Source organism: Streptococcus sp. CCH8-H5, from assembly GCF_001556505.1.
In the GTDB taxonomy this organism is placed as follows: domain Bacteria; phylum Bacillota; class Bacilli; order Lactobacillales; family Streptococcaceae; genus Streptococcus.
The window spans coordinates 116,486-128,503 of the sequence record NZ_LSIZ01000107.1 but is presented as its reverse complement, the minus strand read 5'-3'; the positions used below and the strand labels follow the sequence as shown (position 1 = coordinate 128,503).

At 39.1% G+C, this 12,018-nt stretch carries 15 protein-coding genes; 9 read left to right on the top strand and 6 right to left on the bottom strand.

Annotated elements, in window-relative coordinates; all coding sequences use genetic code 11:
• Window positions 1-30: 30 nt before the first annotated feature.
• Window positions 31-180, bottom strand: a complete 150-nt coding sequence (rpmG, locus tag AX663_RS07020) for a 50S ribosomal protein L33 (RefSeq protein WP_002262412.1) — start codon at window positions 178-180, stop codon at window positions 31-33.
• 15 nt (window positions 181-195) lie between these two features.
• On the bottom strand, window positions 196-378 hold the full coding sequence (gene rpmF, locus AX663_RS07015; protein ID WP_002885630.1) for a 50S ribosomal protein L32: 183 nt from the start codon (window positions 376-378) through the stop codon (window positions 196-198).
• Window positions 379-608: 230 nt separating this feature from the next.
• Here rpmF and AX663_RS07010 point away from each other — a divergent pair, with 230 nt between their 5' ends.
• The 9 genes from AX663_RS07010 (at window position 609) to yaaA (ending at window position 8,434) form a co-directional block, all read left to right on the top strand.
• Window positions 609-1,721 carry a vitamin B12 independent methionine synthase gene (locus AX663_RS07010; protein ID WP_060973097.1) on the top strand — a complete coding sequence of 371 codons (1,113 nt, stop codon included), beginning with the start codon at window positions 609-611 and terminating at the stop codon, window positions 1,719-1,721.
• 64 nt (window positions 1,722-1,785) lie between these two features.
• Window positions 1,786-1,932 (top strand): PTS transporter subunit EIIB, encoded by a 147-nt coding sequence (locus tag AX663_RS10955; protein ID WP_002892127.1) that lies wholly within the window; start codon window positions 1,786-1,788, stop codon window positions 1,930-1,932.
• A gap of 6 nt (window positions 1,933-1,938) precedes the next feature.
• Window positions 1,939-2,286: a hypothetical protein gene (locus tag AX663_RS10950; protein WP_060973096.1), complete on the top strand. Its 348-nt coding sequence runs from the start codon at window positions 1,939-1,941 to the stop codon at window positions 2,284-2,286.
• Window positions 2,287-2,310: 24 nt separating this feature from the next.
• Entirely contained in the window at window positions 2,311-2,958 is a 648-nt protein-coding gene (locus AX663_RS10945; protein ID WP_060973095.1) for a PTS transporter subunit EIIC, read from the top strand.
• 152 nt (window positions 2,959-3,110) lie between these two features.
• Window positions 3,111-4,391 carry a histidine--tRNA ligase gene (hisS, locus tag AX663_RS06990; RefSeq protein ID WP_002887092.1) on the top strand — a complete coding sequence of 427 codons (1,281 nt, stop codon included), beginning with the start codon at window positions 3,111-3,113 and terminating at the stop codon, window positions 4,389-4,391.
• Window positions 4,392-4,398: 7 nt separating this feature from the next.
• Complete coding sequence (locus AX663_RS06985) at window positions 4,399-4,821, top strand: hypothetical protein (protein WP_002885776.1); 423 nt, start codon at window positions 4,399-4,401, stop codon at window positions 4,819-4,821.
• 109 nt (window positions 4,822-4,930) lie between these two features.
• Window positions 4,931-6,682 (top strand): aspartate--tRNA ligase, encoded by a 1,752-nt coding sequence (gene aspS / locus AX663_RS06980; RefSeq protein ID WP_060973094.1) that lies wholly within the window; start codon window positions 4,931-4,933, stop codon window positions 6,680-6,682.
• Window positions 6,675-7,616 (top strand): YitT family protein, encoded by a 942-nt coding sequence (locus tag AX663_RS06975; protein ID WP_002892117.1) that lies wholly within the window; start codon window positions 6,675-6,677, stop codon window positions 7,614-7,616. The genes aspS and AX663_RS06975 overlap by 8 nt, the downstream gene beginning before the upstream one ends.
• An 86-nt stretch (window positions 7,617-7,702) precedes the next feature.
• Complete coding sequence (yaaA, locus tag AX663_RS06970; RefSeq protein WP_060973093.1) at window positions 7,703-8,434, top strand: peroxide stress protein YaaA; 732 nt, start codon at window positions 7,703-7,705, stop codon at window positions 8,432-8,434.
• Between the two features lie 31 nt (window positions 8,435-8,465).
• On the opposite strand, the gene nrdG is transcribed toward yaaA, so the two are convergent.
• From nrdG to nrdD, 4 genes are all read right to left on the bottom strand, one after another.
• Complete coding sequence (gene nrdG, locus AX663_RS06965) at window positions 8,466-9,071, bottom strand: anaerobic ribonucleoside-triphosphate reductase activating protein (protein WP_060973092.1); 606 nt, start codon at window positions 9,069-9,071, stop codon at window positions 8,466-8,468.
• A 4-nt stretch (window positions 9,072-9,075) separates the two neighbouring features.
• On the bottom strand, window positions 9,076-9,576 hold the full coding sequence (locus tag AX663_RS06960) for a GNAT family N-acetyltransferase (protein ID WP_060973091.1): 501 nt from the start codon (window positions 9,574-9,576) through the stop codon (window positions 9,076-9,078).
• A gap of 1 nt (window position 9,577) precedes the next feature.
• A complete protein-coding gene (locus tag AX663_RS11010; protein WP_002885877.1) occupies window positions 9,578-9,709 on the bottom strand; it encodes a hypothetical protein in 132 nt (43 codons plus the stop codon).
• Window positions 9,710-9,798: 89 nt separating this feature from the next.
• Window positions 9,799-12,003 carry an anaerobic ribonucleoside-triphosphate reductase gene (nrdD, locus tag AX663_RS06955; protein ID WP_060973090.1) on the bottom strand — a complete coding sequence of 735 codons (2,205 nt, stop codon included), beginning with the start codon at window positions 12,001-12,003 and terminating at the stop codon, window positions 9,799-9,801.
• Between the last annotated feature and the right edge of the window lie 15 nt (window positions 12,004-12,018).

Genomic DNA, 12,018 nt, shown 5'->3' with positions numbered 1-12,018 from the left:
TTTTCACACCAGCTGACGTGTACTGAATGTCTACTTAACTTCAGTAAAGATTACGTGTTTACGCAATTTTGGTGAGTATTTTTTCAATTGAAGACGGTCTGGAGTGTTACGTTTGTTTTTTGAAGTAAGGTACAAGCGTTCACCAGATTCTTTGTGTTCAAGTGTAATATTTACGCGCATGGTATCTCCCTTCTATTATTTAGCTGCGTTAGCTTTAGCGATTTTACGTCCTTTGTAGTATCCTTTAAGTGATACACGGTGTGAACGTGAGTAATCTCCAGTTGTTTCGTCAAATTGTACTGATGGAGCAGTCAATTTGTAGTGTGTACGACGTTTGTTTTTCTTCGCTTTTGAAGTGTGACGTGCAGGTACTGCCATTTCTTTATTTCCTCCGAATTAATATTTATGTTCTTGATTTTAAATCAACTATAACAGAATAACATATCTTTTTTGTAAAGTAAAGTTACTTGACAAAAAACTTTCCAAGAAATGATATAGTTAAAAACTATATCATGAGATAACAAATACATATTTCACAGCTATAACAGCAAGTGCTAGAATAGGCTTATTATTACATTAAGTGAAAGCATAAAAAGGAGTAAATAACTATGAGTAAAGTTCATTATCATTTTGATCATGTTGGTTCTTACCTTCGTCCACAAGCTTTAAAAGAAGCACGTGAAAAATTTGCCAATGGTGAGATTTCGCAAGAAGAATTGTTGAAAGTACAAGATGAATTGGTTAAGGAATTGGTTCATCATGAGGTAGAAAATGGTCTTCAAGTAGTTTCTGATGGTGAATTTGGTCGTTCTTGGTGGCACCTTGATTTCCTATGGAACCTAACTGGTTTTGAAGCTTACCAACAAGAAGATTCATATAAATTCCATGGAGCTAAGACACGTACTACCAACGTTCGTATCAATGGTAAAATTGCCGAAAATCCTAATCATCCTTTCTATCGTGACTTTGAATATCTTAAATCAGTGACTCCTGAAGGAATTACTCCAAAAGTAACTATTCCAAGTCCATCACTCATCATTAACCGTGACCACCGTAGTGATCTTTATGCAGATTACTATGATTCATGGACAGATTTTCTTGATGATTTGGCAAAAGCTTACCATGATACCATCCAACATTTCTACGATTTGGGTGCACGTTATGTACAGTTGGATGATACGACTTGGGGTTATTTGATTCAACAGTTTGAGAATGAAAAAAATAATCCTGAGAAAACAGCTGAGTTGGCAAAAATTGCTGAGGATGATGTATACACTATCAATAAAGTCTTGGAAGGTCTTCCAGAAGATTTGACTTTGGCTACTCATATTTGTCGTGGAAACTTTAAATCAACTTATCTTTTTGAAGGTGGCTATGATTCAGTAGCTAAATATCTTGGGAAATTGAATTATGATATCTTCTTCTTGGAATACGATGATGCGCGTTCAGGTAGCTTCGCACCACTTCCAACGATTTGGAATAACCGTGATCATGTTGAATTGGTGCTTGGTGTGATTACTTCTAAGGATCCAGCTTTGGAAGATGTAGATGCTGCCATCGCTCGTATCCATGAAGCGGCTGAGCTTGTACCACTTAAGAACCTTGGTATATCAACTCAATGTGGTTTTGCATCAACTGAAGAAGGCAATATCTTGACTGAGCAAGACGAGTGGAATAAATTACAATTGATTAAAACAATTACTGATAAAGTTTGGTCATAATAGAAAAATGTAGAGGACAGGCTCAGCTTGTTCTCTATTTTTATGAGTATAGAAAGGAAGTGTCATGAACTATAAAGAGACAGGACAGAAGATTTTAGATGCTGTAGGAGGAAAGGAGAAAGTTCAGAATCTTGTAAACTGTGCTAAACGTTTATGTTTTACCTTAGCAGATGATTCTAAAGCTGATGATAAAGTTGTTCAAACTATCTAAGGTATTGTGAGTTTGGCTAAGAGTGGTGGCCAGTATCAAGTTGTTGTTGGGAGTGATGTACCAAATGTATACCGTGCTTTAGAAGGCTTATTAGACCTAGATGAAGTGTCTAAGGAATCATCGGAAAAACAAGACAGAACTCCTCTTCAAAGCTTTTTAGCCCTTATTTCTGGGATTTTCACACCAATCTTACCGGTAATTACAGCAGCAGGGATGACCAAAGCCGTTTTGTCTCTTTTGGTTGTCTTTAAGGTAGCAGCTGTAGATGATGTTAACGATCAAGTTCTTAATTTTATTGGTGATGCTGGATTTTATTTTTTACCTGTATTTTTAGGTGCTTCAGCAGCTCGATAGTTTAAGACAACCGCTCAATTGGGGATGTTGATTGGTGCTATTTTATTACACCCAACTTTTACGCAGATTGTGACAACTGCCAAGGAATCAGGTCATGGCGTCTATTTCTTTAGTATTCCCCTTACATTAACTTCTTACTCATCAACGGTTATTCCTGTTATTTTGGCAGTTTGGTTTATGAGTTACGTGGAGCACTTTGCAATTAAAATTTCACCAAAGGCTGTTAAATTTTTCTTGGTGCCTATGATTACGACCTTGATCACTGCAATCGTAACACTTTTGATTTTAGGTCCAGGTGCTTTGGCTTCAAATGTGGCTCAGGGTGGAGCAGCTCTTGCTATTGCTTTAAAAACTAAGGATACCAATAAAAAAGCTCTAGCTTCATCTGCTGGGATTACTGCGATTTGTGGGATTACGGAACCGGCTCTTTATGGGGTAACTTTGCAAAATAAAGCAGCCCTTATAGGATTTATTGTTGCAGGGGGAGTAGGTAGCTTCTTCTTTGGTATTTTAGGTGCGAGAAATTTTGCGGGTGGTTCCCCGGGTATCTTGACGATTGCAGCGTATATCGGTGAAGATACACTTAAATATTTTTACACAGCTATTGCAGGTCTTGTAATTTCTGTTGTGGTATCTTTCATTGTGACCTTCATTCTTTATAAGGAAGATTAATGATTGTGGCAGGCCGAGAGGTCTGTTTCTTTCTTACGTTGAAAAATCCTCCACCATTTCCCAAAAGCTATATAAATTATGATAGAATAGAGTGATTATATCTGTAATAACGGAAAAGGAGGGCAGGTCTATCTGAGGCCTGTATCATCATTATGAAACTTCAAAAACCTAAGGGAACGCAGGATATTTTACCTGCGGATAGTGCCAAATGGCAGTACGTAGAAAATGTTGCACGTGAAACATTTAAGAAATACAATTATGGTGAAATTCGTACACCTATGTTTGAACATTACGAGGTCATTTCACGTTCAGTAGGTGATACAACTGACATCGTTACTAAGGAAATGTATGATTTTCATGATAAGGGAGACCGTCATATTACACTTCGTCCAGAAGGAACAGCACCGGTTGTACGCTCTTATGTAGAAAACAAACTCTTTGCGCCAGAGGTCCAAAAACCTGTTAAAGTTTATTATATTGGATCAATGTTCCGTTATGAACGTCCTCAAGCAGGACGCTTGCGCGAGTTCCACCAACTAGGTGTAGAGTGCTTTGGATCAAAAAATCCTGCAACAGATGTTGAAACCATTGCTATGGCCTACCAACTCTTTAATACGCTTGGCATTAAGGATGTTACCCTTCATTTGAATAGCCTTGGAAATACTGAGAGTCGTCTGGCTTATCGTCAGGCCTTGATTGACTACTTGACACCGATGCGTGAAAGTTTGTCAAAAGATAGTCAACGCCGTTTGGATGAAAATCCTTTGCGAGTACTCGATTCAAAAGAAAAAGAAGATAAGGTTGCAGTTGAAAATGCTCCCTCTATCCTTGATTATTTAGATGAAGAAAGTCAAGCGCACTTTGACGAAGTACGTACCATGCTCGATAGTCTTAACATTCCTTACGTGATTGATACTAATATGGTACGTGGTCTTGATTACTATAATCACACGATTTTTGAATTTATTACCACTATTGATAAGTCTGAATTGACAATCTGTGCAGGTGGTCGTTATGATAGTTTGGTTGAATACTTCGGTGGTCCAGAAACAGCTGGTTTTGGTTTTGGACTTGGTTTAGAACGCTTACTTTTGGTTCTTGATAAACAAGGTATTGAGCTTCCGGTGGAAGAAAGTCTGGATGTTTACATTGCAGTACTTGGTTCAGGTGCCAATGGCAAAGCTCTTGAGTTAGTTCAAGCTATCCGCTATCAAGGATTTAAGGCTGAACGTGATTACCTTGGACGTAAGATTAAGGCGCAATTTAAGTCAGCAGATACCTTCAAGGCCAAGACGGTTATCACATTAGGTGAGAGTGAAGTGGAGTCAGGTCAGGTCAATGTCAAAAATAATGCTACTCGTGAGGAAGTTACTGTAAGTTTCGAAGAGCTAACTAAAAACTTTGCAGCAGTCCTCGAACAGTTAGAAAAGTAGGGGGCATATGGTTAGTATAGTTGATATGCTCAAACGGAGTGAAAAGTTCAGTTTGGCTTTTGATCGCAGTATGCCCATTCGTTTCCAACAACAGTTTTGGCAGTTGATTGCCTTTCTTGATAAACATGACATTACTTGGTTTAATGATGAGCCTGCAAGTGATCATGCGATGTGTCAGCAATTACTTGGTCAAGTTTGGCGTCAAGATTGTCAAGATGTAGTCTTGAGTTTTGAAACTCAGGAACGTTATTTGGGATGGCAGGTAGACGAGGAAACTGATGAACTTAGTGTTATCATTGAAGATGTTTACGGTTTCCGCTGGAATAGTTTACTTGACTTAGAAACAGCTGATTATCGTTTTGAAGATTTTGAAGAGTTTGCTGAAGATTACGTGGATACTAGTGATTTGTTGAAACAATTTGGCAAATAGTTTGATAAAAAAGAAAGTCTATTAAAATTCTAACCTGAAATGGGTGGGGTTTTGATGGGCTTTTTGCTATAATAGTTAAGACTAAAAAATTAACGAAAGAAGTGTATTTATGGAACGTTCTATGTATGCCGGACGTGTTCGTAGTGAACACATCGGAACTACTATTACTTTGAAAGGTTGGGTATCTCGCCGTCGTAACCTTGGAGGTTTGATTTTCATCGATCTTCGTGACCGTGAAGGTTTGATGCAGTTGGTTGTTAACCCTGAGAATGCGGATGCAACTGTGGTTGAAACAGCTGAGAGCTTGCGTAGCGAATTTGTTATTGAAGTAACAGGAACTGTTGAAGCGCGTGAACAAGCTAATGATAACTTGCCTACAGGTGCTGTCGAACTTAAAGTTGAAGACCTTAAAATCCTTAATACTGCCAAAACAACACCATTTGAAATCAAAGATGGTGTTGAGGCTAGTGATGATACACGTATGCGTTACCGCTACTTGGATCTTCGTCGTCCAGAGATGTTGGAAAACTTTAAGCTCCGTGCAAAGGTAACTCACGCCATCCGTAATTATCTTGATGACTTGGAATTTATCGATGTTGAAACACCAATGTTGACAAAATCTACACCAGAAGGTGCTCGTGATTACTTGGTTCCAAGCCGTGTTAGCCAAGGCCACTTTTATGCTCTTCCGCAAAGTCCCCAAATCACTAAACAATTATTAATGAATGCTGGTTTTGACCGTTATTATCAAATTGTTAAGTGTTTCCGTGATGAAGATTTGCGTGGAGATCGTCAACCTGAGTTTACACAAGTTGACTTGGAAACCTCATTCCTTAATGAGCAAGAAATCCAAGATATTACTGAAGGGTTGATTGCTAAAGTCATGAAAGAAACTAAAGGTATTGAAGTTACACTACCATTTCCACGTATGTCTTATGATGATGCCATGAATAACTATGGTTCTGACAAGCCAGATACACGCTTTGACATGCTTTTACAAGACTTGACAGAGGTTGTCAAGGGGGTAGACTTCAAAGTGTTTGCTGAGGCACCAGCTGTTAAGGCAATTGTTGTCAAAGGAAATGCAGACAAATACTCACGTAAAAGCATTGACAAGTTGACAGAGTTTGCCAAACAATTTGGCGCTAAAGGTCTTGCTTGGGTTAAGATGACTGACGGAGCTCTAGCTGGTCCAGTTGCTAAATTCTTGACAAGTATTGAAGAAAAGTTGACAGATGCTTTACACCTTGAAGAGAATGATCTAGTTCTTTTTGTAGCAGATACTCTTGAAATCGCTAATAACACACTTGGTGCTTTGCGTAATCAGATTGCTAAAGAACTTGACATGATTGACAATACTAAGTTCAACTTCCTTTGGGTTGTCGATTGGCCAATGTTTGAGTGGTCTGAAGAAGAAGGACGCTATATGTCTGCTCACCACCCATTTACTTTGCCAACAGAAGATTCTGTAGCAGAGCTTGAAGGTGATCTTTCCAAGGTTCGTGCTGTGGCTTATGATATTGTCTTGAATGGTTATGAGCTTGGTGGGGGTAGTCTACGTATCAATCATAAAGACCTACAGGAACGTATGTTGAAAGCCCTTGGCTTCTCTGAAGAATCAGCCTACGAGCAATTTGGATTCCTTCTTGAAGCTATGGACTATGGTTTCCCACCACATGGTGGTTTGGCTATCGGTCTTGACCGTTTTGTTATGCTTCTTGCAGGTAAAGATAATATCCGTGAAGTGATTGCCTTCCCTAAAAATAATAAAGCATCAGATCCTATGACTCAGGCTCCAAGTCTTGTGGCTGATAAACAGTTGGAAGAACTTGCCCTTCATGTAGATTTAGAAAATGAATAAAGCACCTCTTCATAAACATGTTAAATTTGTAGCGAAAAAGTCTGCGAAGAGAATGGGCGTTTTGCAGGCTGTTCGTAGTATTTCCCGTGAAAAGTATACTGAAAAAGTCTCAGCGTCTTTACTTTATGGGCTCTTATCGTCAATCGCCGTTAATTTCTTTTTTCAACCTGGACATGTTTACTCCAGTGGAGCGACAGGTTTGGCACAGGTTTTATCGGCATTGAGTGTTAGAACTTTGGGCTTTGAGATACCAGTATCATTGACTTTCTACGCGATTAATATCCCTCTCTTGATTTTGGCTTGGTATAAGATTGGCCATAAATTTACTATCTTTACCTTCATTACAGTAACGATGAGTTCCCTTTTTATTCAGGTGATGCCACATGTAACCTTGACAGAGGATCCTTTGATCAATGCTATCTTTGGTGGTTTGGTCATGGGAACAGGGATTGGTTTCGGTTTAAAATCTCGTATCTCTAGCGGAGGGACGGATATCGTTAGCCTCACTATTCGTAAGAAAACAGGCCGTGATGTTGGTAATATCTCCTTGATTGTCAATGGGATTATCATGGTTTTTGCGGGCATTCTTTTTGGTTGGAAATACGCTCTCTATTCAATGGTTACGATTTTTGTTTCTAGTCGAGTAACGGATGCGATTTTCACTAAACAAAAGAAAATGCAGGCTATGATTGTTACAAGTAATCCAGATCCAGTTGTACGAATGATCCAGAAGAAACTCCACCGTGGAGTAACGTTGATTAATGATGCGGAAGGAACATATAATCACGAAAAGAAAGCCGTATTATTGGCGATTATTACGCGTGAAGAGTATACTGACTTCAAGCATTATATGAGAAAAGCAGACCCTAAAGCTTTTGTCTCCATTGCAGAAAATGTACATATTCTAGGTCGTTTTGTTGATTTAGATGACTAACAAAAAAAGAAAGTTGACGAACGTTAGCTTCTTTTTTGTTGGATAGAATTCTTGACGAAATGCTTGCTTGACTTTACAATATCAGTATGATTAGATTTTTAATTCCAACCGCAAAAGAAATGAAGGCCAGTAAGGAAGTTCCGTCTCAAAAATTATCTGAAAAGAGTGCGGCTATCCTAACTGAAATGGCAAAATTATCCACAGATGAATTGTCCACAGCTTATAAAATAAAGCCTGAGCAGGCTGAGAAAGAGAAGCAGCGCTGGGCTGCGATTTTGTCTGGAGAAGCGAAGAACTATCCGGCTGTCGAGCTTTTTAATGGACTGATGTATCGTCACATCAAACGTAGTGACTTATCCACATATGAAAAAGATTTCTTAGGCCAACAAGTATTCATCACATCTTCCTTTTATGGGATTATTCCCGCTTTTTATCCGATTCAAGAACATCGTCATGATTTTCATACGAAGATCAAGGTTAATGGTCAGTCCTTAAAAAACTATTGGCGTGCTGAATATGACCAATTTCTAGAGGAGAGTCAAGCTCCAGTTGTTTCTTTACTTTCAAGTGAATTTGAGGATGTTTTTAGTCCAACTCTTCGTAAGCAGTTATTCACGGTTAGCTTTATGGAAGACCGCAATGGGGTTCTTAAGACTCACTCTACGATCTCCAAAAAGGCAAGAGGGGCTTTTTTGACAGCTGTTATGGAGGAGAATTGTCAAACGATTAATGCTTTACGAAAATTGTCTTTTGATGATTTTAACTATCGTGAGGATTTATCCTCTAACAATGAGCTAGTTTTTGTTAAAATCGTCTAAAAAAGTCTGAGTTATCAACTCAGACTTTTTCTTATAGCATATCTTTACGATCAACTTGTTCATAGTTAGTTTGACCGTCATTTAGTTTGTCCCAAATAACGACTGCTCCTTGATCAAGAGATTTTTTGACATCAATAATACGTTGATTAGATGATCCTCGAAACTGGAGCATAAGATTCTTTTTAGTGATGTCAAAGCGGCCGTCAACGAGAATATCAACGAGTTGAAGAAGTTCTAGTTTATCAGGGGTTTCAAGCATCAACTCCTCCCAAGTATACCCAGTCCAAGACCAGATATCTTTTTCCGGGAGTTCCTTACGAATGCGTTTGACTAAGGGAATGAGAATTCCTGTGTTTAGGAAGGGTTCACCACCAAGTAGCGTGAGACCTTGTACGTAAGGTTGAGCTAGATCCCTCATGATTTGTTCTTCAAGTTCTTTAGTATAGGGAATTCCTGCCTTAAAGGACCAAGTGGCAGCGTTATAGCATCCCTCGCAATGAAACATGCAACCAGAGACGTAAAGGGAGTTACGTACGCCTTCACCATCAACGAAATTAAAAGCTTTGTAGTCAATAATGCGTCCTAGGCTAAGCTCTTCAGACTTCCATTCCTGTGGTTTTGGTGTATTCCATGTCATGATTCTACTCCAAATCTATCCAATAGCGCTCAGTTTCATGGCGAATGTCCTCCAACTGACCACCGTTGGCTAATATAACAGCTCGGCTAGCAGGATTCTTGATACTACAAGTGACCAGAACACGATGAATATTCTTTTCTTTAGCTATTTGTAAGCCTTGACGGAGAGATTCTTTCGCATAACCCTTTCCTCGTTCGGATGGACGGATAGAGTAGCCGATATGGCCCCCTTTTTCTAGTAAGTAGTCATTTAATCGGAGACGAAGGTTGAGAAAGCCAAGAGCCTGGCCTGCTTCGTCAAAACTAACTAGCTGGATAGCAGGAACCCAGTTTTCAGGAATATTGAGTCCCGCTTCCGCTTGAAGATTTTCTTCTAGCCACTCTTCATAAACAAAATTGTAGGCGTTCCAAAATCCACCATCATGAGCAGCTTGCTCCCTTTCAAATTCAGCCATCATCTCTAAGATAGCTTCTTTATCTGTTTGACTTGGACGGCGTAAAATCATATTACTTCTTCTTTCCAGCTTTTTTCAAAAGGGCTTGGACACGTGCTTTTTTATCATTTTTGACGGTTGCATTTTTTTCGTGGTAACGTTCCACTTGTTGCATACCTTTATAATCTAATTGATATTTTCCCATAATATTCCTTTCTAAAAATGAAATAAGCAAAGCAGTTGGAAGGTATCATCCAGCTGCTTCTAGTTTATTATAATGTATTCTAGGTCGTATTAAAGGTGTTTACCTTCATATTTTATGGTTGAACCGTTCATGTGTTTGACTCGAGCTGAGATTTCTTTGTGGCGTCCTTTAACCATTGGGCGTGCCTGTGGATTTCCTAGATAACCGCAAGTACGTTTGACAACATCAACTGTTTTAGGATCTGTGTTGCCACAGTTAGGACACATGAATCCACGTTCTGTTGGGGTGAAGTCCCCTTCAAAGTCACACTTGTAGCATTTATCTATTGGAGTATTCGTTCCAAGATAACCGACACGGTCATAAGCAAAGTCCCAGACAGCTTCGAGTGCTTTAGGGTTTTGCTGGAGGACTGGATATTCACAATAATGGATGAATCCACCAGTTGCGCCAGCTTCTGGGTAAGCTTTTTCGAATTCTAATTTTTCAAATGGTGTTGGATTTTTACGAACATCGTAGTGGAAAGAGTTGGTGTAATATTCTTTATCTGTGATATCAGTCACGACACCGAATTTTTCGGTATCCAAACGACAGAAGCGATCAGTCAAACTTTCTGATGGTGTTGAATAAACAGAGAAATGATAATCATATTCGTCAGACCAACCTTCACAAGCATTTTTCATAGCTTTTACGATATTTAAAGTAAATGCCTTGGCTTCTAGATTTGTCTCCCAGTCACTACCATAAAAAACAGATGCTACTTCATAAAGCCCAATATAACCAAGTGATACGGTTGCACGGCGATGTTTGAAGAGTTGATCTACATTGTCGAATTTACCTAGACGTTGGCCAAAGGCCCCATACTGATAAAGTATAGGCGCATTAGCAGGTGTAGCTTCTTTGACACGTTCAACTCGATAGACGAGTGCATCTTTGGCAATTCCCATTCTTTCTTCAAAAATTTCCCAAAATTTATCTTGGTCTCCCTTAGATTCTAGGGCAATTCGAGGAAGATTAAGGGTTACAACCCCCAGATTCATTCGTCCAGAATTAACTTCAACACCATTTTCATCCTTCCACCCCTGTAGGAAGGAACGACATCCCATAGGAGCCTTGAAGGAACCCGTCAATTCAATGACTTTGTCATATGATAGGACATCCGGGTACATACGCTTTGTTGCACATTCAAGAGCTAGTTGCTTAATATCGTAGTTAGGTGAGCTAGGCTCTAAGTTAAGTCCACGTTTTAAGGTAAAAATCAGTTTAGGGAAAATAGCTGTACGGTGTTCGGAGCCAAGTCCTAAAATACGAACTTGTAGGATAGCCTTTTGGATTTCACGCTCAAACCAGCTTGTTCCCAAACCGAAACCTAGAGAGGTAAAGGGAGTCTGTCCATTTGAAGTGAAAAGCGTATTAATCTCATATTCAAGAGATTGCATAGCATCGTAGATATCTTTACGAGTTTTAGCGCGTGCATAATCTTCACGTTTTTCTTCAGCCACCCACTCTTTAGCATCATCTAAGTGTTTTTTGTAGTTAAGTTCTGCGTAAGGAGCTAAAAATTCATCGATACGGTCTGCAGTACAGCCACCATATTGACTAGAGGCAACATTTGCGATGATTTGTGAAATTTGTGCTGTTGCAGTTTGAATGGATTTAGGACTTTCAACTTCAGCGTTACCAATTTTAAAACCATTTGCCAACATGCCTTTGAAGTCAATCAAACAACAGTTGGTCATAGGTGTGTAGGGGCTGTAGTCTAAATCGTGGAAATGGATATCTCCTTTTTGATGAGCATTTGCCACGTGTGGCGGAAGCATCTTAAGTCCTACAGACTTTCCGACAATTCCTGCGGTTAAATCACGTTGTGTATTGTAAAGGTCGCTATCTTTATTAGCATTTTCATGAACAACAGCTTGATCTTTATTAACAAGTTTACTGATGGTGAAATTGATGTCAGTAGCCTGAGAACGCTCAAAATCACGTTGGGTACGATAGTTGATATATTCTTGAGCAATAGCATATTCGTTAGCTTCGAGTAACTCGTGCTCTACTATGCTTTGGATTTCATATATTTTGATATTTTGAGTGAAGCGGTCATTAATTTCAGCAACAATACGGTTGGCAATTCCCTCCAATTTTGCTTCAATTAAGGGTGTGATAGGTGTAATAGCTTCACTCGCTTTGAGAATAGCTTCATATATTTTACTTGAATCAAAGACAACCATACGACCATCACGTTTGATGACTTTGATATCAGGGTTGATTGTAACCTTTTCTTTTTCTAATGTAATCATCTAAAAATCACCTCG